At 69.1% G+C, this 24,448-nt stretch carries 9 protein-coding genes and 1 pseudogene; 7 read left to right on the plus strand and 3 right to left on the minus strand.

Features of this window, described 5'->3' with window-relative positions; all coding sequences use genetic code 11:
- Positions 1-84: 84 nt before the first annotated feature.
- A complete protein-coding gene (locus ACWFRF_RS18190) occupies positions 85-16,539 on the minus strand; it encodes an amino acid adenylation domain-containing protein (RefSeq protein ID WP_452451096.1) in 16,455 nt (5,484 codons plus the stop codon).
- Positions 16,540-16,802: 263 nt separating this feature from the next.
- On the opposite strand from ACWFRF_RS18190, the gene ACWFRF_RS18195 reads away from it, so the two are divergent.
- The 5 genes and pseudogenes from ACWFRF_RS18195 (at position 16,803) to ACWFRF_RS18215 (ending at position 20,929) form a co-directional block, all read left to right on the plus strand.
- A complete protein-coding gene (locus ACWFRF_RS18195; RefSeq protein WP_452451098.1) occupies positions 16,803-18,029 on the plus strand; it encodes a PucR family transcriptional regulator in 1,227 nt (408 codons plus the stop codon).
- A 174-nt stretch (positions 18,030-18,203) separates the two neighbouring features.
- On the plus strand, positions 18,204-18,590 hold the full coding sequence (locus ACWFRF_RS18200) for a beta-sandwich lipoprotein (RefSeq protein WP_378991765.1): 387 nt from the start codon (positions 18,204-18,206) through the stop codon (positions 18,588-18,590).
- 157 nt (positions 18,591-18,747) lie between these two features.
- Positions 18,748-19,242 (plus strand): nuclear transport factor 2 family protein, encoded by a 495-nt coding sequence (locus ACWFRF_RS18205; protein ID WP_452451099.1) that lies wholly within the window; start codon positions 18,748-18,750, stop codon positions 19,240-19,242.
- Between the two features lie 8 nt (positions 19,243-19,250).
- Positions 19,251-20,082 (plus strand): annotated as a pseudogene (locus tag ACWFRF_RS18210) (SDR family NAD(P)-dependent oxidoreductase).
- Positions 20,083-20,155: 73 nt separating this feature from the next.
- Positions 20,156-20,929, plus strand: a complete 774-nt coding sequence (locus ACWFRF_RS18215; RefSeq protein ID WP_452451100.1) for an SDR family NAD(P)-dependent oxidoreductase — start codon at positions 20,156-20,158, stop codon at positions 20,927-20,929.
- Between the two features lie 92 nt (positions 20,930-21,021).
- Here ACWFRF_RS18215 and ACWFRF_RS18220 read toward each other — a convergent pair whose 3' ends face one another.
- The gene (locus tag ACWFRF_RS18220; RefSeq protein ID WP_452451102.1) at positions 21,022-22,044 is read right to left on the minus strand and encodes an alcohol dehydrogenase catalytic domain-containing protein; all 1,023 of its coding nucleotides are present in this window, start codon (positions 22,042-22,044) and stop codon (positions 21,022-21,024) included.
- Positions 22,045-22,046: 2 nt separating this feature from the next.
- On the minus strand, positions 22,047-23,231 hold the full coding sequence (locus ACWFRF_RS18225) for an LLM class flavin-dependent oxidoreductase (protein ID WP_379312318.1): 1,185 nt from the start codon (positions 23,229-23,231) through the stop codon (positions 22,047-22,049).
- 232 nt (positions 23,232-23,463) lie between these two features.
- Between ACWFRF_RS18225 and ACWFRF_RS18230 the strand changes: the two genes are divergently transcribed.
- Both ACWFRF_RS18230 and ACWFRF_RS18235 read left to right on the plus strand, forming a co-directional pair.
- Positions 23,464-23,784 (plus strand): hypothetical protein, encoded by a 321-nt coding sequence (locus ACWFRF_RS18230; protein ID WP_452451104.1) that lies wholly within the window; start codon positions 23,464-23,466, stop codon positions 23,782-23,784.
- A complete protein-coding gene (locus ACWFRF_RS18235) occupies positions 23,781-24,443 on the plus strand; it encodes a TetR/AcrR family transcriptional regulator (protein WP_452451106.1) in 663 nt (220 codons plus the stop codon). Before ACWFRF_RS18230 ends, ACWFRF_RS18235 begins: the two co-directional genes overlap by 4 nt.
- Positions 24,444-24,448: the final 5 nt, after the last annotated feature.

The following is a 24,448-nucleotide window of genomic DNA, read 5'->3' on the forward strand; positions in this document are numbered from 1 at the left end:
GTTGATGGGTCTCACCTCCTCCTGCGATGTCACGGACACCGCGACGCTACCAGGCCGACAGCGCCGCGCCACACTCGGTTTCGGCTAGCCCAGTTCCTTGCGGAGCGTGTCGGCGATGACGGTGAGGGCGTGGTCTTCGGTCATGCGCCAGTGGGTTGCGGCCACCGCATGATTGTCGACGGTGCCGGTCACCGCCTCGGACCAGGACGACGCACCGGTGGTTCCGGTCGGATCACTGTGGGCCGCGGTGAAATAGGTGATGGTGCCGTCGAAACGTCGGGGGTGGTAGGCGGCGTCGAGGGCGACCGAGGTGGTCGCCGCGTCGACGATCCGGTCGATACGGGACGGGTCGACCGCGGCTTGTGGTGCGGAGCGCTCGAACAGCGTCCGGGCGAGCTGGTGGATGTCGACAGGGTCGGCGAGGTCCACCTGCTCGGTGCCGGCGAATCCGCCGAGCAGGTCGGCGGCGGTCACCGTCGTCGCGACAGCCGTCGAAGCCGACGACAGGGTGCTGTCCAGCATGGCCAGCACCGCCACCTGCTCGCCGTCCTCCTGGAGTTGCACCGCCATGGCGTGCGCGATGACACCGCCCAGGGACCAGCCGAGCAGATGGTACGGACCTTCGGCCTGCACCGCGCGAATCTCCTTGAGGTAGCGCAGCGCCCATTCCTCGATCGAATCCGGCAGCGGCTCGCTCGAACTCAGCGCCGGTGACTGGAGACCGTACAGCGGGCGGTCGAGGTGGGCTGCGAGGCCGCTGAAGGACCAGGCGATACCGCTGATGGGGTGGACGCAGAACAGCGGTTCGCCGGTGCCTTCGGTGCGCAAAGGCAGCAGGACGTCGAAAGCGGCGTCGATGCCCGCGCTGTCGGTGCCCTCGGCGCGCAATGCCGCGACGATGCCCGCCGGGGTGGGGGTGGTGAAGATCCAGGTGACGGGGACGGTCGCGGCCGTCGCGGCACCCAGCTGGGTCGACAGGCGGGTGGCGCTCAGTGAGGTGCCGCCGAGTTCGAAGAAGTGGTCGTCCATGCCGACGCGGTCCAGGCGCAGGACATCGGCGAAGATTGCGGCGACGGTGTGTTCGATGGCCGTGTCCGGGGCCCGATAGGCGCGGGTGGCGAGTGCGGGCGCGGGCAGCGCGGCGCGGTCGAGTTTGCCGGTGTGGGACAGGGGGACTTCGTCGAGCACCGTGATCGTGGCCGGAATCATGTGGGTGGGCAGTGCCTGAGCCGCCCATCGCGCGACACTGTCCACGTCGGCCTCGTGGCCGTGCGAGGCCACCACGTAGGACACCAGAACTGTTTCCCCGGCCTGGTTCTCACGACCGACGGTGACGGCGAAGCCGACGTCGGGATGGGAAGCCAGCACCGCATCGATCTCCTGGAGTTCGATGCGGAAGCCGCGGATCTTGAGCTGGAAGTCGGTGCGGCCGCGGTATTCGAGTTCGCCGTCGGCGCGCCAGGCGGCCAGGTCGCCGGTGCGGTACAGGCGGGTGCCCGCGTGGAACGGGTTGGCGACGAAGCGTTCGGCGGTGAGATCGGGACGGCCCAGGTAGCCGGTGGCCAGCTGAGTACCCGCGAGGTACAGCTCGCCCGGGACACCGACGGGGACCGGGCGTAGCCGTGCGTCCAGGACGTAGACCTGGCTGTTCCAGACCGGTGTGCCGATCGCGACGGTGGTCGCGTCGGCGGCGCTCACCCGGTGGCAGGTGATCGAGACCGCGGCCTCGGTCGGGCCGTAGACGTTGAACAGGGCGGTGTTCGGCGCCGCGGTGGCGAATCGGCGGGTCAGTGCGACCGGCAGAGTCTCACCGATGGCCAGGACGCGGCGCAGCGAGGAGGGGAGTTGCTCGGTGACCAAGGTGTCGAGCATCGACGGCACGACGTGCAGAGTTGTCACTTCTTCGCGGCGCATCAGGTCGGCGAGATAGGCCGGATCCCGGTGGCCGTCGGGCGCGGCGAGGACCAGTCGACCACCGCAGATCGCCGCGGACCAGAACTCCCAAACTGACAGGTCGAAGGTGGCCGCGGTCTTGAGGAGCACGCTGTCCTGTGCGGTGAGACCGAATTCAGCTGTCTTCCAGCGCAACTGGTTGACGATCGCGGCGTGGGAGACGGCGACACCCTTCGGGCGGCCCGTCGATCCCGACGTGAAGATCACGTAGGCGGTGTTCGCGGGCCGCAAGGGCGCGCGGCGATCACGGTCGGTGATCGGGGCGGGGCTGTGTGCGGCGAGGTCCACCTGCTCGACACATCGAACACGGGTTGTCGCGAGGTCCTCGGCCGCGCCGAGCCAGGTGTCGGCATTGGTGAGGACGAGCAGCGGGGCGGCCGTGTCCAGGATGTAGTCGGTGCGCGATCGAGGGTGGTCGGGGTCGACCGGCACGTACACCCCGCCCGCGGTGCTGACCGCGTACATCGCCACGACCAGGTCGATCGATCGCCGCATCGCCAGTGCCACCCGGGTTTCCGGGCCGACGCCCGCGGCGATGAGGTAACGGGCCAGGCGGTTGACCCGGTCGTCGAGATCGGCGTAGGTCAGCCGGGTGTCGTCGGCGACGAGGGCCAGGGCGTCCGGGGCGCGCGAGACGGTCGCATCGAACATCGAGGCGAGGGTCGCGGCCGGATCTGCCTGTCGCGCTGTGTGATTCCAGGTGTCGAGGATCCGGACTCGTTCGGCGGGGGCGAGCAGATCGATGCTGTACAGCGGTGCGCCCGGGTCGGTGACCACCGCGGTGATCAGGCGGGTGAGCCGAGCCAGGAAACCTGCGACCGTGGCCGCGTCGAACAGGTCGGCGGCGTAGGTGCAGTAGCCGGTGATGCCCGCCGGAGAACCCTCGGCGGTGTAGCGGTCGGCCACGATCAGGTGCAGGTCGAACTGGGACAGCTCCCGATCGAGTTCTACCGACGACACACTCGTGCCGGGCAGGTCCATGCGCACCTCGGCCAGGTTCTGGAACGACAAACCGACCTGGAACAGGGGGTGGCGGGCGGTGGAGCGGGCCGGGTTGAGGACTTCCACCAGCCGTTCGAACGGGATGTCGGCGTGGGCGAAGGCAGCCAGGTCGGTGTCGCGCTGGCGGGTGAGCTGTGCGGCGAAGCTCGCACCCGCGTCGACGCGGGTGCGGAAGACCAGGGTGTTGACGAACATCCCGATCAGGTCGTCGAGGGCGGCGTCGCCGCGGCCGGCGACCGGTGTGCCGATGGCGATGTCGGTGGTGCCCGACAGCTCGGCGAGTACCACCGCGAAGGCGGTGTGCACGGCCATGAACAGGGTCGCGCCGTGGGTCCGCGACAGTTCGGCGAGGGCGGCGTGGGTGGCGGTGTCGACGGTGAACGGAACCCGGCCGCCCGCGTAGGACTGGATCGCCGGTCGTGGCCGGTCGCGGGGTAGTTCGAGTTGGTCGGGCAGCTCGGCCAGAGCTTGCCGCCAGTAGGCGAGCTGGGTGGCCGACACCGAGGTGGGATCGGTTTCGTCGCCGAGCAGGGTCTGCTGCCAGATCGCGTAGTCGGCGTACTGCACGGGCAGCGGTGCCCAGGTGGGGCTCTGTCCTTGCGCGCGTGCGGTGTAGGCGATGACGAGGTCGCGGGTGAGGGGTCCGCCGGAGAAGCCGTCACCGGCGATGTGGTGCACGGCCATGGCCAGGACGTGGTCGGCCGGGCCGAGTTCGAACAGGGTGGCACGCAAGGGCACTTCTCGGGTGACATCGAAAACGGTCGACACCAGTGCTGTCACAGCGGGGGTCAGGCTTTCGTCGACGTCCGGGGCGATCGTGGTGACGTGCAGGCGCGGTACATCCGGGTGGTCCGGAGGCAGAACGATCTGGGCCGGTACCTGGTCGACAGTCGGGTAGATCGTGCGCAGGATCTCGTGGCGTGCGACGAGATCGGTGAAGGCCTGCCGCATCGCGGTGGTGTCGAGGTAGCCGGTCAGGCGGAGCACGACCGGGATGTTGTAGGCGGCGGTTCCGGTATCGAAGCGGTTGAGGAACCACATGCGCTGCTGGGCGGGCGAGAGGGGGATGTGATCAGGTCGTGGGCGCGCCCGCAGGGCGGGTCGACGGGCCGCGCGGGCCAATCCGGCGATCTCGTGCGCGCATTCGGCGACGGTGGGTGCGGCGAACAGCACGCGCACCGGCACCCGGATGTCGAGTGCGGCACCGATCCGAGCGGTCAGGCGGGTGGCGAGCAGCGAGTTGCCGCCCAGATCGAAGAAGCTGTCGTCGGCGCCGACGCGTTCGGCACCGAGCACCTCGGCGAACGCCTCGGCGACGGTACGTTCCAGCCCGGCCGCGGGCGCACGGTAGGTGCGCGTCACGAACTCCGGTGCGGGCAGCGCAGTCCGGTCGATCTTTCCGGCGGCCGAGAGCGGGATACGGTCCAGGACGACGACGGCGGCCGGGACCATGTGCGCGGGCAGCATCGACGCGGACCACCGTGTGATGGCGCCGGGGTCGATCTCGCGGCCTGTCACATACGAGACCAGCACGGTGTCCCCGGCGGGGTTCTGCGTGCCGAGCGTGAGAGCGAAACTCACCTGCGGGTGCCGCAGCAGGACGGCGTCGATCTCACCGGGCTCGATCCGGAAGCCGCGGATCTTGATCTGGAAGTCGGTGCGGCCCAGGTATTCCAGCTCGTAGGTGTCGCCGTGCACCCAGCGGACGAGGTCGCCGGTGCGGTACATGCGTGCGCCGGGTCCGGCCCAGGGGCAGGCGACGAAACGATCCGCGGTGGCGGCGGGGCGGCCACGGTACCCGCGTGCGAGTGCGGGACCCGCGAGATAGAGCTCACCGGTGGCGCCCACCGGCACCGGGTGCAGACGGGCGTCGAGGACCACGGCCCGCATGCCCGGCACGGGGCGACCGATCGTGACGCGGTCCCCGGCACGCAGCACCGAGTAGGTCGCGCCGATGGTTGCCTCGGTGGGACCGTAGCCGTTGAGGAAGCTGCGGCCCGGTTGCCACGTGGCCAGCAGTTCGGGGGCGGTGGCTTCGCCGCCGGCGGACACGCACTGCAGGTCGGGCAGGGTGGCCGGGTTCAGGGTGCTCAGCAGGGCGGGGGTGATGATCGTGTGCGTCACCTGTTCGGTGCGCAGCAGGTCGTCGAGGTCGATGCCGCCCAGGGTGTCGGGCGGGGCGATGACCAGGGTGGCGCCGTGGTGGAAGGCGGTGGCGAGTTCCTCGATCGACTGGTCGAAGCTGGGTGAGCAGACGTGCAGCATGCGGTGGTCGTGGCGCAGGCGCATCAGGGCCGCCGAGTGGGTGACGAGGGCGCCGAGTCCCGCATGGGTGACCGAGACGCCCTTGGGTGTGCCGGTGGAGCCGGAGGTGTAGATCACGTAGGCGATGTTGTCGCGGCGCAGGGGTGCTCGGCGGTCACGGTCGCGTACCGGGGTCGACGAGCGGGCGGCGATACGGGCCCGGGCGGCCGGTTCGTCCAGCGCCAGCCAGCGCAGCGAGCCGGGCAGGCTGTTCGCCCTGGCGGCGACGGTGAGGCCGATGGTGGCGCCGGAGTCGGCGATCATGTGACGGACACGGTCTTCGGGGTAGTTCGGGTCGACGGGGAGGTACACGCCACCCGCCTTGGCGATGGCCCAGAACGCGAGGATCGACTCGTAGGAGCGCGGGATCGCCGAGGCGACGACTGTTTCCGGGCCGATTCCCTCGTCGATGAGGACTCGGGCCAAACGTGAGGAATCGGCGTCGAGGGTGCCGTAGGTGTAAGTATTCGCGGTGTCGCGCACGGCGATTCGATGCTGGCCGTAGCCGGTGCCGCGCACGAGCAGCTCGGGCAGGGTGGAGGTGGCCGACGGAGTCGGGCCGTCGCCGAGATGAGTCAAGAAGGTGTACTCGGCGTGATCGGACAGCGGTAGATCACCGGCCGGGATCCGTGGGTCGGCGGCGATCGCGGTGAGCAGCCGGGCCAGGCGCCGCACGAACGTGTCCGCTTCGTGGTCATCGAAAACGGTTCGGGCGAACGACATCTCGATCGCCGCGCCCGACGTCGTCTCGAGCACCGTCACGAGGAGTTCGCCGGCTGTCACGGCGTCGTCCCCGGGCAGGGTGTGCCGCGCATCCGAACCGGCTGCGGTCGTCGCCGCGGCGGGCACGGGCAACGGGGCGTCCGATGAGCCGGTGGACCGTACTTCCAGCGACACCTGTCCCAGCGCGCGGGGCTCGACGCCGAGCAGCTCGGCGAAGTCCGCGAGCGGGATTCCCGCATGAGCCAGCGCCAGCGTCTCGGCCTCGTGTGCCCGCGTGAGCAGATCGAGGAAGGGCGCCGCGAGATCGATGGTGATGCGCAGCAACAGATCAGGAGTGCGGGTTCGGATCACGATGTCGTCGGATGCCGTGAGTCGCGCGAGGAGTACAGCCAAGGCGGTGCCGACCAGCGATTGCCTGCTCACGTTCGCGGTGTCGGCGAGTTCATGGAGGGCTCGGTGCACCGTCGTCGGGACGGTCGATCTGGCACAACCGTGCTCGGCGCCGAGGCGACTGTCGCCGTGCTCACGCTGCACGCGCGAGAGGTCGGGGCGTGCGCCGCCGACGACCACGTGGTCGGTGGGCAGGACCAGGCGAGCCGGCAGGTCGGCCAACGTCTGGCGCCAGTAGCGGGATCGGGTGATCGGGTCGGCGGGGTCGGTGGTGAGCTGGTGGGCGAGGTCGACGACAGCCGTGGTCGGGGCGGCGACGAGATTGTCGATCGCCGTGCGGAGACGGTCGGTGAGCGCGCGGGCCGCGGGATCGGAGACGAGGTCGCGGCGGTACTTGATCTGCACCTGGGTGCGGGCACCGAGGAAGACCAGGACCGTGATCGGGTAGTGGGTGTGGTCGGCGCCGTGCAGGTCGTCGATGCTCAGGTCGTCGAGCGCGCCGCCGGCCTGTTGGAGACCTTCGACGTCGACGGGGTAGGACTCGAAAGCGAGCATGGTGTCGAAGAGTTCGCCCGGTCCCGCGACGCGCTGGATCGCGCCGAGGCCGAGGTGGTGGTGATCGAGCAGGGAGGCCTGCTCGGCTTGGACGGCGCGGATCAGGTCACCGACGGTGGCGGTGGGGTCGATGCGCACCCGCACCGGGACCGCGTCGACGAACAGTCCGATCATGTCGCCGACGCCGTCCAGCTGGGGCGGGCGCCCGGACACGGTCGCACCGAACACGACATCCTCGCGTGCGGTGCTCGCGGCGACGACCAGGCCCCAGGCTGTTTGGAACACGGTGTTCGCGGTGACCTCGGCGGCCGCGGCGACGGCGGTCAGCGCGGACGTCCGCGCGGCGTCGAGTTCGAACTCGCACAGGCCGTAGCCGTGGCCGGTCGCCGGCGGCCAGGTGAGCTCGGGGGCGATCATCGTCGCCGACACCCCGTCGAGGACCTCCGACCACGCGCGCTCCGCGGCGGTGCGGTCCTGGCGGGTGAGCCAGGCGAGGTAGTCGCGGTAGGGGCGCACCGGCGGCAGCGGGGTCGCGTCGCCGTGGGTGGCGTAGAGGACGAGCAGTTCCTTCATCAGCAGCGGCATGGACCAGCCGTCGAGGAGGATGTGATGGCCGGTCAGGACGAGATGGCTGCGCCCGGAACCGATGGTGTACACCGTGAATCGCAGCAGCGGCGCGATCGTGGGGTCGAAACCTGCCTGTTGATCGGCGGCGAGCAGCGCGGGCAGCTCGGTGTCGGTGGCTTCGACGATCCGCAACGGTGCCTCGACGGCGTCGGCGACGAGCTGAACGGGGGTGCCGTCGGGGGTGGTGACGAAGGCCGAGCGCAGGTTGGCGTGCCGGTTCAGCACCGTCGCGGCCGCGTGGCGAAGCCGGTCGATGTCGAGCTCGCCGGTCAATTCGGCCATGAGCTGGATGACATAGGCGTGGACCGACTCGTCGAGCATCTCGCCCAGCGCGAGCAACGAGTGCTGCAACGGCGACAGCGGCAGCACATCCGACAGACCCGGGTGGGTCGTGCGCCAGGTGTCGAGGTCGTTTTGCGAAACCTGTACCAGGGCAACATCGGAGGGGGTCAACCCGCCCGCGGACGGGTGGAGGGTGTGGTCGGCCAGTGCGGTGAGCCAGCTCGTCCAGTCGTCGGCCAGCTCCTGGACCTCGGACTCGGACAGGATGCCGGTGGCGTAGCGGAAGTCCGCCCGCAGTCGCGGCCCGGTGTCGGTGGTGACGGCGATCGCGTTGATGTCGAGAACGGTGTGCGCGGGCAGGGTGGGGTCGTAGTCGACGGCGATGTCACCGAGGTCGGCGGTGGGCAGCCACGCGGTCTCGTCGGTGGTCCGGGCCGCGGTGCTCGCGCGACCCAGGTAGTTGAAGCCGATCTGGCCGATGGTGCCGGACAACCGGTTTCGGGTGTGCGGGTTCCGGCGCAGCACACCGAAGCCGATACCGTTGTCCGGCACGGCCAGCAGCTGTTCTTTGACGGTGCGCACCGTCGCGGCGAGGGCTTCGTCGTCGAAGACCGCCGGTGTGATCGCGGACAGGTCCAGGGCAACGGGGTAGACGGTGGTGAACCAGCCGACGGTGCGGGTCAGATCCGCGCCGGGGACGGCGTCCTCCTGGCGGCCGTGGCCTTCGAGTCGCAATCGCAGAGTGGGAGCGTCGACACCGCGCCGGGCACGCCAGACCCGCACAGCCAAGGCCAAGGCGGCGAGCAGCGGGTGATCGGCGCCTGCCCGGTATTGCGCGGGCAGCGTCGTGAGCAGGGGTTCGGTGATCTCGGCGGGGATCTGCACGGTGATCGACCGCATCGTCGCCTCGGTATCGAGGCTGCTGTCGACCGCGCGGGCGCCGAGCAGCGGGTCAGGGGTGGACAGGACCTGTTGCCAGTGGTCGAGTTCGGCGGTGCGCTCGGCGGTGGCGAGGCCGTGCGCCCACCGGCGGAACGACGTACCGACCGGCGGCAGGGCGATCCGCTGACCTGCTGCGTACTGGGCCCAGGCCACGACCAGGTCGGGGAGCAGGATCCGCCAGGAGACACCGTCGATGACGTAGTGGTGGGCGGCGACCGCCAGGACATCGCGAGCGCCGTGCCTGCGGATCCAGGTGAAGGCGATCATGCGGGCGGTGGCGGGATCCAGCGCCGAGAGCGCCGAATCCATGGCGGCCGTGCCGATTCGGGTCAGCTCATCCGGTGTGAGCGCTGAGAACGCGTCGATCTCGGTGATCAGAGAGTCCGCGTCGACACGATGGGGTGGCAGGACTTCGAACTGCCAGTCGTCGCTGTCGCGTCGCAGGCGCGAGCGCAGCATGTCGTGGTGGCGCAGGACCGCGGCGATGATGGCGACCAGAGCTGGGCGGTCGATGTTCTCGGGGAGTGCCAGGACCATGGTCTGGGCGAAACGGTCGCTGGAACCGGTGGTCAGGAACTCGGCAAGGACCGGCGTCAACGCGATATCGCCGATGCCCCCGCCGGGCAGTTCCGCCAGCACGGGCGACTGGGGGCTGTCGAGCGCGGCGATGTCGGACAGCTTTGCCACGGTGCGGTGTTCGAACACGTCACGGGTGGTGAAGACGATGCCCGCGGCGCGGGCCAGCGACACCAGCTGGATCGACAGGATGCTGTCGCCACCGAGCGCGAAGAACGAATCGTGCACGCCGACGCGCGGTATACCGAGGACGCGGGCGAACAGCTCGGCCAGCAGGGTTTGACTCGCACCGATGGGTGCCGCGGTGGGCGCGGTGGCGACGACCGGTTCGGGCAGGGCGTTGCGGTCGAGTTTGCCGTTGGAGGTCAGGGGCAGCGCGTCGAGCACCACGATCGCCGACGGCACCGCGTGCGCGGCCAGGCGGTCGGTGGCGTACGCGGTGAGGACGAGGGGGTCGGCGCAACGATCCGGTGCCGCGAGCACATAGGACACCAGCGTGGTCGATCCGGCGGGGCTCCGACGTCCGACGGTCACCGCGAATTCGACATCGGGGTGGCTGACGAGCACGGCATCGATCTCGCCCGGTTCGATCCGGAAACCGCGCACCTTCACCTGGGTGTCGGCACGGCCGAGGTAGTCGATCTCGCCGGTGTCGCGCAGGCGCACCAGATCGCCGGTGCGGTACATGCGGGTGCCGGGCGCACCCCACGGGTCGGGGACGAATCGGGCCGAGGTCGTCGTCGGCTGATTGCGGTAGCCGCGCGCCAACGCGCGCCCGCTCAGATAGAGCTCGCCGGTGACACCCCGCGGGACCGGGTTCAGGCGGGCGTCCAGGATCATCGCGTGTGTGCCGCGCACGGGGGCGCCGATCGAGATCGGGTGTCCGGCAGTGAGTTCGGCGTAGGACGAGATGATCGTGGTCTCGGTGGGGCCGTAACCGTTGAGGTAGCGGCGGCCGGGCTGCCATTTCGCGAGCAGTTCCGGGGTGCTCACGTCGCCGCCGACGGACAACGACTCCAGTGCGTGCAGACCGGCCGGGTCGAGGGTGCCCAGGACCGCGGGGGTGATGATGGCGTGGGTGACGGACTCGGCGGCCAGCAGATCCGCGAGTTCGATCCCACCCGCGATGTCGGACCCGACGACGACCAGCGTCGCGCCGGTGGTGAAGGCGCACAGCCATTCGAGCACGGAGGGGTCGAACCAGGGGGCGCAGATGTGCAGGAAGCGGTGCTCGGATTCGAGGCGGTAGCGGCGGACCGCCTCCTCGACCAGCGGTGCCAGACCGGCGTGGGTCACGGTGACGCCCTTGGGCAGACCGGTGGAGCCGGAGGTGTAGATGAGGTAGGCGGGGTGGTCGACGCGCAGGGGTGCGCGGCGGTCGGCGTCGGTGATCGGTGTCGTCGGGTGGGTGGCGGTGACTCGGTCGAGGTCGTCGGGTGTGAACCAGGCGGGCTCGTCGGGCAGGTCGCCGAGGTGCGCGGCGGCGGTGATGCCGAGTATCGCGCCCGAGTCGGTGACCAGGTGCTGGAGGCGACGTGTGGGATTGCGCGGGTCCATCGGCACATACACCCCACCCGCCGCGGCGATGGCGAGCGCGGCCGCGACCATGTCGTAGGACCGGGGAAGGGCAACGGCGACAGCGACTTCGGGGCCGACGCCCTGTGCGATCAGTTCGCGGGCCCAGCGGGTTGTCCGCTCGGTCAGTTCGCCGTAGGTGATCGAACGGCCCTCGTGCCGGACGGCGATCCTGTCGAGGCCCAGCGCGTTGCCGCGTGCGATCAGGTCGGGGAACAGGGCGGTGTCGGTGTCGGTGTTGCGCGCTGTGAGGGCCGATTCTTCCGCGGCATCGAGGATGGTGAGATCACCGACAGCGGTGTCCGGGCGCTCGATCGCGTCCGCCAGCAGGCGAATCAGGCGCTGCGCGAACACGTCGACCGTTGCCCGGTCGAACAGCGCACTCGCGTAAACGAATTCGGCGGTGATGGGACCGGCCGGGCGGTCGCTGGCGGCGGCGACACCTGGTCGGTGGTCATCCGCGACGCCTGATCGTCGATGGTCGTCGGAGCTCGGGGCGCGCAGCGACAGCACGAGGTCGCGCTCCACGGCAGCCACAGTCGGGCATTCGTCCGACATCACAGTGACCCGCACCAGTGGCCCCGCCGCGTCGCCGACGGCCTGGAGATTACTGTGCGACAACCCGTTTCGCCTGAATGCTCGCCGGGCGACCGTGGTCGCCTCAGCCAGCAGCTCGTCGACACAGGTCGCGCCGCACACCGGCAGTCGCAACACCAGGCGGGCATCCGGAGACTGCGGGCACGGGGTGTCGATCGCGATGTCTTCGGTGTTGGCCAGCCGGGCCAGCAGCACCGCGAAGGCCGTGTGCACGAGGCTGAAGACCGTCGTGTCGCGGGAATCGGCGAAATTCCGCATGCGGTCATGAAGTTCGGCGGGGATCTCGAAGCCGACGCGGGCGTCGGCCGACACGAGGCTCGCGGGCCGGGTGCGATCTGTCGGAAGGTTCAGTTCGGCAGGCAGGTCCGCGAGGACGCGATGCCAGTAGCCGGCCTCCGCGATCGGATCGTTGTGCTGGTCGAGGGTGTCCAGGAGCTGTGTGGCGGTCTGGTCGGGTGTGTGGACGAAGGCGTCGAGGGTGGCGCGGAGGCGGTGCGCGAGAGCTTGTGCGATGCCGGTGTCGATCAGGTCCAGGCGGTACTGGAGGCCGACGCGAATCCCCTCGCCCACCTCGACACCCACAGCCACCGGGTAGTGCGTGGCGTTGGCGGCTCGAATATCGACGATCTCGAGGCCGTCGATGGAGCCGTGCGCGCGTCGCATTCCCTCGGTGTCGACCGGATAGGACTCGTAGGCCATGAGCGTGTCGAACAGTTCGCCCGTGCCCGCGGCCCGCTGGATCTCGGCGAGACCGAGGTGATGGCCGTCCAGCACGGCGATCTGCTCGGACTGTAGCTGCGACAACATGTTCCGCAACGGCTCGGACTCGGTGACACGGACGCGAACGGGGATGGTGTTGGCGAAGAGTCCGACCATGGTGTCGACGCCGTCCAACTGTGGCGGGCGACCCGAGACCACCGCACCGAACACCACGTCGTCGCGGCCGAACGCACCGGCCAGCACCACACCCCATGCCGCCTGGAACAGGGTGTTGACCGTGACGTCGTTGGCCGCGGCGCAGGCCGCCAAGTCCCCGGCCTCCGCCGGTGACAGCTCGACGGTGCACATCCCGTGGCCCTCGCACGGCTCGGTCGGCGGCGCGACCACGGTGGTCAGCAGGGTCGGGGTGTGCCCGGTCAACGCCTCGCGCCAGCCGCGCAACGCGGCGGAACGGTCTCGGCCCGCGAGCCAGGCGAGGTAGTCACGGTAGGGGCGTACCCGCGGCAGCACCGCCGGGGCGCCGTCGGTGGCGTAGCAGAGCAGTAGTTCCTGCATCAGCAACGGCATCGACCAGCCGTCGACGAGAAGGTGGTGCGCGGTCAACACCAGATGCATGCCGTGGGTGCGGCGGTACAGCGTGAAGCGCAGCAGCGGCGCAGTGGAGAGTTCGAAACCGATCCGCGCCTCGGCGGCCAGGAACTCGTCGGCATCGTCGAGTTCGGTGTCGATGATCTGCCACGGCACCGCAACACCCTCGGCCACGAAACCGACCGGCGTGCCCGCCGCCGACGATCCGAAGGCCGTGCGCAGGATCGCGTGGCGGTCGAGGACGGTTCGGGCGGCTCGGCGCAGGCGGTCGGTGTCGACCTCGCCGGTCAGCTCGACCGCGAGCTGGACCAGATACGGGTCGGCCGGCGACACCTGGGCGAGGAAGAACAGACCGAGCTGCAGCGGCGCCAAGGGCAGCACATCGGTCAGGTGCGGGCGTTCGCGATGCCAGGTGTCGAGTTCTGCCTGGGTGACCTGGACCAGCGGCACGTCGGCGGGCGAGAGCCCACCGGCTGCCGGATCGCGCAGGTGTTCGGCGAGGATCGTCAGGGCCGCGGTCCAGCAGTCGGCCAGTTCGCGCACCGACGCCTCGTCGATGATGCCGGAAGCGTAGGAGAACGACGCGCGCAAAGTCAGGCCGGCGTCGGTACCGGTGGCCAGGGCGTTGATGTCGATGACGGCGGCAGCGGGCAGATCGGGGTCTTGTTCGGCGACGGGCTCGCCCCACCCGGCGGTGGGTAGCCAGCTGTGGTCGGTATCGCCGAGATCGCCCGCGGTGATCCGGCCCAGATAGTTGAAGCCGACCTGGCCGAGGGGGCCGTCGAGCCGCGATGCCGATTCCGGGTCCAGATGGCGGAGCATGCCGAAACCGATGCCCTTGTGCGGCACCGCACGCAGCTGTTCCTTGATGGCCTTGACGACGGCGGCCGTGGCGTCGCCACCGTGCCACGCGGCGTCGCCCTCGACCTCGCTCAGGTCGAGGGCGATCGGATACATGCTGGTGAACCAGCCGACCGTGCGGGTCAGATCGGCGCCGTCGACCGCGGACTGTTCGCGGCCGTGGCCTTCCAGACGGACGCGGGTCGTGGGGGCGTCGACACCGCGCCGGGCTCGCCACGTGCGCACAGCCATGGCCAGGGCGGCGAGCAAGCCGTCCTCGGCGCCCGCGCGGTACCGGGTGGGCAGGTCGGTCAGGATCGCCTGGGTGATGTCGGCGCGAACTTCGACGTTGATGGTTCGCACCGTCGAGGCGGTATCGCGGGAGTCGAGCGGGCGATCGCCGAGCAGCGGGTCGGGTACCGACAGGGTCCGGCGCCAGTGGTCGAGTTCCTCGCGCCTGTTCGGCGCCGCCTCGGTCAGGCCGTGCGCCCAGCGACGAAACGACGTGCCGACCGGGGGCAGGACGACACGTCGGCCGACCTGGGCCCCCGCGGCGACCAGGTCCGACAACAGGATTCGCCACGACACTCCGTCGATCGCCGCGTGGTTGGCCGCGACGATCAAACCGTCGGGGCCGTCCGGACGAGCGAGCCACGCGAAGCCGATCATCCGGTACGCCTGCGGGTCCAGCGCCGCGAGCACGGAATCCATCGCGGCGTCGGCGATCTCACCGAGCGCGTCGGTGCCCGCCGGGACATCGACGCGCTGGAGCAGGTCGCCCACGTCCACCGCGCCCGGCGGCAGAGTGTGCAGCTCCCACTGCCCGTCGACCTGTCGCAGACCGGCCCGCAGCATGTCGTGGTGGTCGATCACCGCGGTGAGGGTGTCCACCAGGGCATTTCGGTCGATACCGGCAGGCAGGGCCAACACCATCTGCTGGGTGAACCGGCCGAACACCCGCCCACCGGCCAGCGACGCGGCCAGCACCGGCGTCAACGGCATCATGCCCACACCGCCGCCGGGCAGTTCGGTCAACGTGGGCGCGGACTCGGTACCCACCACCGCCACCCGCGCCAGCCCGGCGACGGTGCGGTGTTCGAACACGGCCTGCGGGGTGAACGTGATGCCGGCATTGCGCGCGCGCGACACGAGCTGGATGGACAGAATGCTGTCGCCACCGGCGGCGAAGAACGAATCCTCGGCACCGATCTGCTCCAGACCCAGGATCTGGGTGAACAGTTCGGCGATGGCGGTCTCGACCGGGCCCTCGGGTTCACGCGAACCCACAGCCCCGAAAACCGGTGCGGGCAGGGCGTTGCGGTCGAGTTTGCCGTTGGGGGTCAACGGGATCTCGTCGAGGGTCATCAGGACGGTCGGCACCATATGGGCGGGCAGGGAGGTGCCCACGAAGCGCGCTACCGCGTCGGCGTCGATCGACTTGCCTTGCTGGGCAAGCACATACGACACCAGCACGGTCGCGCCCGAGTCGGCTTTCGTGCCGAGGGTGACCGCGTACTCGATGTCGGGGTGGGCGGTGAGCGCGGCGTCGATCTCGCCGAGTTCGACGCGGAAACCGCGGATCTTGACCTGGAAATCGGAGCGGCCGAGGTATTCGATGTCACCGTCGGCGGTGCGCCGGACCAGGTCGCCGGTCCGGTACATGCGGGAATCGGTGAAAGGTGACGCGACGAATCGTTCAGCGGTGAGCGCGGGCCTGCCCCGATAACTCTGGGCCAGCGCGGGCCCGAACAGATACAGCTCACCCGCCACGCCCGCGGGAACCGGGCGCAGGCGCGAATCCAGCACTGTCGCACCGACTCCGGCGAATGCCGTGCCGATCGTGATGGGCTGTCCGGGCCGCAGTGCGGTGGTGCCGGTGGCGAGGATGGTGGCCTCGGTCGGGCCGTAGCCGTTGAAGAAGGCACGCCCGTCGGCCCAGCGCTCGACCAGGGTCGGGCCGAAAGCATCGCCCGCGACGACGACGACACGCAGGGCATCCAGGTCGCGGGGGTCGACAGATTCCAACGCCGCCGGGGTGATCAGCAGGTGGGTCACGCGTTCGTGGCGCAGCAGCTCGGCGAGTTCGGGGCCGCCGAAGACCGTCGCCGGTGAGACCACCAGCGTGGCACCGGAGTTGAATGCCACCAGCAGCTCGAGTACCGAGACGTCGAAGTTCGGCGAACACACGTGCAGCACGCGGTCGCCTTCGTCGACCGAATAGCGTTCCCGGGCGGCCGCGACCAAGGCACCGAGACCGGTGTGGGTGACGACCACGCCTTTGGGACGCCCGGTCGAACCGGAGGTATAGATGACATAGGCCGGGTGCTGATCGATCAGCGGACGAACTCGGTCGAGGTAGGAGATCGGGTGGGCGGGGTAGGTGGCGATGCGGTCGCGCTGGGCCGGGGCGTCGATGTCGAGCCAGTCGACCGAATCGCCCAGCATCTCCCGATGTGGCGTGCCGGTGAGACCGAGGACGGCGCCGGAGTCTTCGAGAAGATAGGCGATCCGCTCGGCGGGCAGCGCCGGATCGACAGGGACATAGGCAGCGCCGGTCTTGGCCACCGCCCACACCGCCGCCACCGACTCGATCGACCGGGTGAATCCGAGCGCGACTACATCGCCGGGACCGATGCCGCGCGCGATCAGGTCTCTGGCCAGTTGGGACGAGTACTCGTCGAGTTGGGTGTAGGTGAGTTCGCGGCGTGCGCCGTCGACAGGGGTACAGGACACAGCGACGGCATCACCGGCGGTGTCGACCGCCGCGGTCAGCAGCTGAGGGAAGAGGGGAGCACTCGACTTTCGGTTGCCTCGACCGCGCGGCGCACGACGAACTTCACGTGGAGAGGTGCGCGCTTCACGCATTCGAGTACAACATCCTTCAGCTAACCGGCCCACAGCTCTGCGATGACCCACGAACCCTGTCGGATTCGGCCTACCGGGGCGGACCAGTGTCGAACAAGCAAGAAGGAGTCGATATCGGGGCGTTCGGCGACCATGACACCACATGTCACGCTGTCACGACCACATGACCGGTTTGTTTATCGACGCCGAGACCGAATCGACCAGAAATTTGTGCGGATGGCACAATGCCGTCGACAGTTTTTGTTCAACGGACGGAAGCGCGCATGGCGGCATACGGATCCCTGGTGTGGGTGGGACAGGCCCTGGGCCCGCGCGTCGACGCCATCACCGCCGACCTCATCCGGGTGACCGAGCAGATGATCCCGCTCAACGACGTCGCCGCCGATCTGGCCGAGATGCGAGCCGCCAGCATCGCCGAGAACATCGCCGCCGTGCAGTACGTGCTGGCGAACGGCATCGACCCGGCCACCGCAGGCCCGCCCCCCGGGGCCGCCGCCTACGCCCAACGGCTGGCCCGGCGCGGTGTGCCGCTGACGATCCTGCTGCGCGCCTACGGTCTGGGGCAGTACCGGATCCTCGACGCCGCGATCGGGCTCGTCCTGGCCGTTCCCGGCCCTGATCAGCCGGCCCGGATCGCCGAACTGCTCAAATTCGCGGGCACCTACCTGGATCGCCTCAATTCGTCGATGGGGCGGATCTACGAGGCCGAACGGGACCGCTGGCTCAGCAGCCGCCAAGCCGCACGCCAGCAATGGATCGCACGGTTGCTCGACAACGACGATGTCGATGTCGCCGCCGCCCAGGAAGTGCTGGGCTACCAACTCGATCAGTGGCACTACGCCACTGAAGTGTGGTCGACGGTCACCGGCGCGGAGGCTGTGCGCGCGCTCGAGCAGGCCCGACAGCTGCTCGCCGCGGCGATGGGTACCGGTGGCGCCGAATTGGTCGCCGCGTCGGGAGACCGCGCCATGTGCCTGTGGTTCCCGACCGGACAGCCCTGCGCGGTCGAGGAACTCACCGCCCAGCTCGCGGCTTCCGGCTTGCCGATACGGGTAGCGCTCGGGCCGGTCGGCGAGGGGCTGCCGGGCTTCCGGCGCTCGGCCCGCAGCGCGGCACGGGCCAAGGCGCTCGTCGTCTCGGCCGGGGAGACCGCGCCCACTGTGGTCGACTACGACACGATCGCGCCCTTCGCGCTGCTGTCCGACGATCCCGACGAGCTGACCGGCCTCGTCCACCGCGTCCTCGGATCGCTGGCAGGCGACGGCGCCAAAGTGGAACTTTTGCGCAACACCCTCGAGGTGTTCCTCGCCGAAGGCGCCAGCTACTCGCGCACCGCCCGCGTCCTCGACGTCCACCGCAACACCGTCCAGTACCGCATCCAACAGGTCACCGGCCGCTACGGCATCGCCGTCGACACCGACACCTTCGAACTACGCTTCGCCCTGGGCATCTGCCGCTGGTACCCCCACGTCCTGACTCGGACAATCTGAGCCCAGCTGGTTTGTGCGGGATGCACAGCCGGGTGGGTGCAACCATCGGGTCGGTGATCAGCTCGACGCCGTACGACGTGCCATCGCCCGAATCGGGTGGGAATGGCACTGACAGTGGCGATCTCGACCGCAGACACTCATGATGGTCTGAAGAAGGACGAACGAGGTGGGGGAATGAACAAGAAACTGATCGCCGCTGTCGCGGCGCTGTTCGCGGGTGCCATCGCAGTGACCGGGTGCTCGAGCGACGCCGACGTGGTCTCCAAGAACCTGTCCAAGGAATCGGACCAGTTCAAGATCAACCGACGCGTGGTGTTCTTCAACGGGATCACCGACAAGTACCTGCTGTCCATCGAGGGCAAGTGCTCGATCAAGGACGAGAACAACCAGCTCGAGGTGACGTGCAAGACCGGCGATGACGAATACAAGAAGCACTTTCTCGGCCTCTCGGACAACGTGAGCTACTTCGTCGAACAGCTCGAGGCCGCCGAGGTGAGTCGCTACCACTACAAGGTCATCTTCAAGCCCGAGGTCATCATCGCCGACGTCGACCGCCCCTGAGCGTGTACAACAGGCCCGCGGGCGTTCCCGATGAGCGGGAAGACAGGCAGGCGGTGACCGCGTTCCGGGCCTACGGTGGCGACCGCGGGACGTAGCGGACGCTCACAGCCACTCGAGCTTCTTCACGTCTGATCTGTCGATTCGACCAAGGAGCTCGATGTCTGCAACACCGCCGTCCGACGACCCGGCCCGCCACCTCGCACGGTTGGCGGCGATCGAGTCGATCACCGCGCTCAAGCACCGCTATTTCCGTGCCTGCGATGCCAAAGACCCGGCCGGGTTCCGTGACTGTTTCGTCGCGGCCGGCTCGGTGCTGGACTACGGCACGCTCGGTACGACCGACGCCGACGGCATGGCCGCGGTCTTCGCGTCGATCGCGCTGCAGCAGGTGGACGGCAAGAACGCGATCCTCGACATGCACCACGGCGTGCACCCCGACATCACCGTGCGCGAGGACGGCACGGCCAGCGGCCGGTGGACACTGCGCTTTCGCCAGGTCAACCTGATCGAGTGCACCGAAACCGTCGCCACCGGTGAGTACGCCGACGAATACCGGGTGCAGGACGGGCACTGGAAGATCGCGACATGCACGTTCCACCAGTTGTGGGCGATCACCCGCCCCCTCGATGACGCCACCCGGATCGCGCAGTAGGAGCGGACATGTCGAAGATCGCTCTGGTGACCGGCGCCAGCCGTGGCGTCGGCAAGGGAATCGCGCTGGCACTGGGCGCAGCAGGCTGGACGGTGTATCTGACCGGGCGCGGCACCGAAGGTGACGGCGGCCCCCTGGAAGTCGCGGCCGCTGAGGTGAGCGCTCGAGGTGGCGCCGGCATCGCCGTGCGCTGCGACCACCGCGACGACGCGCAGATCGCCGCGGTGTTCACTCGCATCACCGCCCAGCAGGGCGGGCTCGACCTGCTGGTCAACAACGTCTGGGCCAATCCCGACGGTTTCGCCGGATTCAGTGATCCGTTCTGGCGACGGCCCGTCGCCGACTGGGACACCCTGATCGGTGTCGGCCTGCGGGCACACTACGTGGCCTCGGTCGAAGCGGCACGGCTCATGGTGCCTCGCGGAAGCGGCGTCATCGCCAACATCTCCTCGTTCGGCACCCGCGGCTACCTGCACTCGGTGCTGTACGGAATGTCGAAGGCCGGCCTGGACAAGATGGCGGCCGACATGGCCGTAGAACTGCGCGACACCGGCGTGAGCACGCTGTCGCTGTGGCCCCGGCATCGTGCGCACCGAGCAGGTCCTGGCACTGGGTGTCGAGGACATCGAGGGGTTCCCGATCGCCGACGCGGAGACACCGGAATTCGTCGGCCGGGTCGTCCTGGCTCTGGCCACCGATCCCGAGGTCGGCGCGCGCAGCGGCAGTACGGTGATCACGGCCGAGGCCGCCGTCGACTACGGGATCACCGATATCGATGGCGGACAACCGGTCTCGCATCGCGCGGCATTCGGTGGCGGTGCGCTCTTCGGCGTCCGTTGAGGCGGCAGTCGTGGCTCCCGCTGGGCGGGAGACCCGCATGCGGCGAAAGACACGGCGCCGCATGCTTTCCCCCATGATGCAACTGACTCTTCTCGACGGTGTCACACTGGTCTTCGGTGGCAGTGGCGGCCTCGGCCGCGCCGTCGCCGCGGACTTCGCACGGGCGGGCGGTGACGTGGCGATCTGCTACCGCAGCAAACAATCCGTGGCCGAGACCACCGTGGCCGAATTGCGTGCGCTCGGCGTGCGGGCCAGCGCCCATCAGGTCGATGTCCGCGACCCGGCCGCCGTCGACCGGGTGATCGCGGAGGTGGTCGCCGAGCACGGACGGATCCGCACGCTGGTGTGGGGTGCCGGCCCGGTCGTCGACCAGATCACCCTCGCCGACACCGAACCCGACCGCTACCGGCAGTCGATCGAGGTGGAAGCGCTCGGCATGTTCACCGCCGTGCACGCCGTGCTGCCGCATCTGCGCGAACACGGCGGCGGCTCGGTGATCCACCTCGGCTCCGCCGGTGACCGGTGGTGGCCCCGGCTCGATGGTCTGTCCGTGCTGCCCAAGGCCGCCAACGAGGCGCTGGTCCGCGGCATCGCGAAAGAGGAAGGCAGGCACAATATCCGCGCCAATTCGGTGCTGGTCGGCGTCATCGAGGCAGGCATGTTCCTCGAGCTGAAAGCCACGGGCGTGGTCGACGCGGCCTGGGAGGCCGAAGCCCGCCGCTTCGTGCCGATGAAGCGATGGGGCACGGCGGCCGACATCGGCGCCGCCTGCGTGTTCCTGGCCTCCGAACAGGCCGGGTACATCACCGGTCAGCAACTGTCGGTCTCCGGCGGTTTCGGCATCTGAACTGACGCGGGCAGACCCGGTCTGCCCGCGTACGGTGGCGTCAGTCCGCGGAAAGACCGGGCCGGACGATGATCTTCACGTGATCCTGTGGGCTACGCAGGGTCGTGAACGCGTCCGCGACACCGCCGAGATCCACGCGCGGTGATGATCGCCTCCGCGTCGATCGACCCGGCCGCCAGCCGCCGCAGCGTGATGTCATAGGCGTCCTGGTAGGGCCCGTGACCGAAATTGACGGCGATGCGCCGGAATTGGGGCACGACCGGGGTGATGGTTTCGGCCGTGAATCCGGCGGCGAGCACCTGGATCCGCGAATTGAACGGCATCTGATGGGTGAGCTCGTTCAGTATCCCGGCACGCCCACTGCATTCGTAGGCGATCAGGATTCCGTTCGCGGCCGCACCGACAACGGAGCCGGCGTCGGCGACCAGGGCGTTCCACACCTCGATGGGATTCTGCTCGGTCGGATCGACGACGATGTCGGCGCCCATGAGCGTCGCCAGTTCCCGGCGCCGAGGCGAGGGCTCGGAGGCGATCACCATCCTCGCGCCACGAGCCTTGGCCGCGACGACGGCGCCCAAACCGATGGTCCCACAGCCGATCACCAGCGCCGAGTCCGCGGCGGTGAGCCCCGACTGCTGGACGTGCATCTCACCCACGTGCAGGGGCTCGGCGAGGGTCGCATGGTCCAGTCGCAGGTCGTCGGGGACTGCGCGCACCCAGCACGCATCGACGATGATCGCCTCACCGAACGCCCCGTGGTAGGTGTTGGAGTAGCCGATGATCGTCGGGATACCGGTCGCGGCATCGGTGGCCAAGCCGATACCCGCCACCCGGTCGCCCACCGCGAAATCGGTGACCCCGGCACCGAGCTCGGTGATCACCCCGGCGTACTCGTGCCCGAGCACCACCGGTCGTTCGGTGTCGAACGCGGCCAGCGGGTACCCGCCCGCCTCGGCGACTTCGACGAAGCGGCACGCATCCTTGGACACCGACAGGTCACTGCCACAGATTCCGCAGGCAGCCACCGCTATGCGAACCTGGCCGGGACCGGTCTCGGGCAGTTCGGGTACCTCGCCGACGGTGAATTCTCCGTCGAGGAATCGCACGGCGCGCATCCTCACGCTCCCGTCACGGCGTCGGCGCCGTAGTAGTCGGTGGTGGCCTCGGTGATCGCGGTGACCAGCTGCCCGATCAGCAACTCGCGGTGATCCTCGGCGAACTGGAGGCTGGCCCGGCGTCCGGCATTGCGATTCTTGAAGTGTGGGACGACCTCGGAGGCGAACAGGTCGTAGCTGCGTTTGGTGTCCTCCCAATCGGCCATGTCCACGTGCAGGATCAGCAACGTGCCGAATCCGCCGGTCTTGTCGATCAACCGCTGGATCTGCGCGATGGCCTCGTCCGGTGTGCCGATGACGGCCTGCCCGAACTCACCGAGCGTGTCGTTGCGCCACTGCTCGACGATCCCGTGAGAGGTCCGCGCCCAGTCCGGGCGCTGCCCGGTCTGCCGGTTGACGTAAGCAGCCATGGACCCGATGCGCCGCGAGACCGCGCGCTCGGCATCGGCGCGCGATTCGGCCAAGAACATCGGGGTGACCAGCCGCCAGTTCGCCCGATCGGCGAGATGACCGTGCTCGGCACAGGTTTTCTCGTACACGCCCCAATTGCGTTCCAGCGCCGCGAAACCGGTCGGCGAACCCGCGGCCAGTGACAGCAACGACAATCCGTGCGTTCCCGCCAGGACCGATCCGTTCGGGGAGATGGTGGACGCGGTGGCCACCTCGATACCGGCCGGGTCGTAGGTGGGCAGCTGGGCCCGTGCATCGCGCAGGGTGAACCAGTCGGTCTGCATGTCGACGACATCGCCACGAAGCAGCCCCAGGATCGCCTCGAGTGCTTCGCCCTGGCGACGGCGCTGATCGGATGGGTTGATGCCCATCATGTGCGCGTCGAGGGGGATCTTGCCCGGCCCCGTGCCGAAGATGACCCGGCCGCGGGTCTGCAGGTCGAGTTGGGTGATGCGGTCGACGGTGACCAGCGGGTGATGGTAGGGCAGCGACACCACCCCGGTACCGAACCGGATGCGGTGGGTGCGTTCGGCCGACGCGGCGATGAAAAGGTCCGGCGCGGGCACGATCTCGGCGCCGGTGGAATGGTGCTCGCCCATCCACGCCTCATCGAATCCGAGATGGTCGAGGTGCTCCATCAGGTCGATGTCGCGACGCAGCTGCAGGGCTGGGTCGGCGTCGAGCGGGTGATAGGGAGCCAGAAAGGCGCCGAATCTGATCGAACTGGGGCTCCACATGGTGCGTCTCCTCATCGAAACGGTGCGGTGAGCGGGCTCACGGCGTCGTCCTCAGCTTCGACTTGGATCAACTGATCCAGAAGTGCTTCTCCCGATCAGCGGGAAATGCTGCGATTCACCGAAGAAGCAACCGATCCGACTGTTGACACCGGCCGTGTCAGATGTCGATGATTGGATCAGTTGATCCAATTTTCCCGGCGGTCACCGGCGCCGATTCGCGAGGAGTCCGACCATGTTTCTCGACATCGATCCGCGGCGGAAGCCACCGGTCACGCTGGCCCAGTCCACCGACTTCGACTCGCTGTCGGTACTCGTCCACGCGACACCCGAAACAGTGCGCCTCCACGATGTACTCCTCGGCTGGGGCGAATTCGACGGCACCCACGTGTGGCTGAGCACGCAGCGCCTCGAAGACGAACTCGGCGACCACTTCGGCACCGACCTGACCTGGCGGGAACGATTCACCGCCATGCTCGACTACGCCCTGGCCCAGGGCTGGTTCGACGAGTCCGGCCTGAGCGTCCGCGCGCACTGCCGCTGGCAGACCCTATGACCGGCACAGTCGACACGAATCCGACCGCTCCGGTCGCCAATCGCCAGGGAAACGCGACGCGCACGCGTTTGGTGAAGACCGCAGAGCGACTCTTCGCCACACACGGCGTCGACGCGGTCTCGGTCCGCGCGGTCAACGCCGCCGCCGGGCTGGGCCCCGCCTCGGTCAACTACCACTTCGGCACGAAAGACGACCTGCTGGCCGCGGTGCTGCTGGACCTCGGAGCCGGTGTGCGCGACCGCATCCGCGCCAACGTCGACGCGCTCGCCGACCGCGAGCACGCGCCGACCGTCGACGAACTCGTCGGCGCCGTCACCGACCCGTACCGGGAACTGCTCTCGCGCCACCGCACTCGCGGCATGCGCTGGATCGCTATCGTCGCCCAGATGTCGGCACAGAACCACCCCGCGCTCGACGCCGCCGAACAAGACCTGCGCGCGGTGCTGCTGCACCAGGTCCGGCGCACCTTTCCCGACACCGACCCCATCCGGCTCGAACAGCGCTGGGCCACCGCGCTCATGGTCTTCCTCCAGGCACTGAGCCGAGCCGAGGAATGGAACCACCGCCGCGGCGCGATCCCCAGCGCCGACGACCTGGTCCACTTCTTCGACGACCAGGTGACCTACCTGGCAGGCGGCCTGATCCGGCTACTCACCTGAGGTCT

The organism is Nocardia sp. NPDC055165 (assembly GCF_053606985.1).

What these genes read in the sequence shown, in the direction of transcription:
- ACWFRF_RS18220 (WP_452451102.1), bottom strand. Translation starts at nt 22,044, where the DNA reads ATGCGCGCCGTGCGATTCCTCGACGGAGAATTCACCGTCGGCGAGGTA.
- ACWFRF_RS18225 (WP_379312318.1), bottom strand. Translation starts at nt 23,231, where the DNA reads ATGTGGAGCCCCAGTTCGATCAGATTCGGCGCCTTTCTGGCTCCCTAT.
- ACWFRF_RS18190 (WP_452451096.1), bottom strand. Translation starts at nt 16,539, where the DNA reads ATGCGTGAAGCGCGCACCTCTCCACGTGAAGTTCGTCGTGCGCCGCGC.
- ACWFRF_RS18230 (WP_452451104.1), top strand. Translation starts at nt 23,464, where the DNA reads ATGTTTCTCGACATCGATCCGCGGCGGAAGCCACCGGTCACGCTGGCC.
- ACWFRF_RS18235 (WP_452451106.1), top strand. Translation starts at nt 23,781, where the DNA reads ATGACCGGCACAGTCGACACGAATCCGACCGCTCCGGTCGCCAATCGC.
- ACWFRF_RS18215 (WP_452451100.1), top strand. Translation starts at nt 20,156, where the DNA reads ATGATGCAACTGACTCTTCTCGACGGTGTCACACTGGTCTTCGGTGGC.
- ACWFRF_RS18200 (WP_378991765.1), top strand. Translation starts at nt 18,204, where the DNA reads ATGAACAAGAAACTGATCGCCGCTGTCGCGGCGCTGTTCGCGGGTGCC.
- ACWFRF_RS18195 (WP_452451098.1), top strand. Translation starts at nt 16,803, where the DNA reads ATGGCGGCATACGGATCCCTGGTGTGGGTGGGACAGGCCCTGGGCCCG.
- ACWFRF_RS18205 (WP_452451099.1), top strand. Translation starts at nt 18,748, where the DNA reads ATGTCTGCAACACCGCCGTCCGACGACCCGGCCCGCCACCTCGCACGG.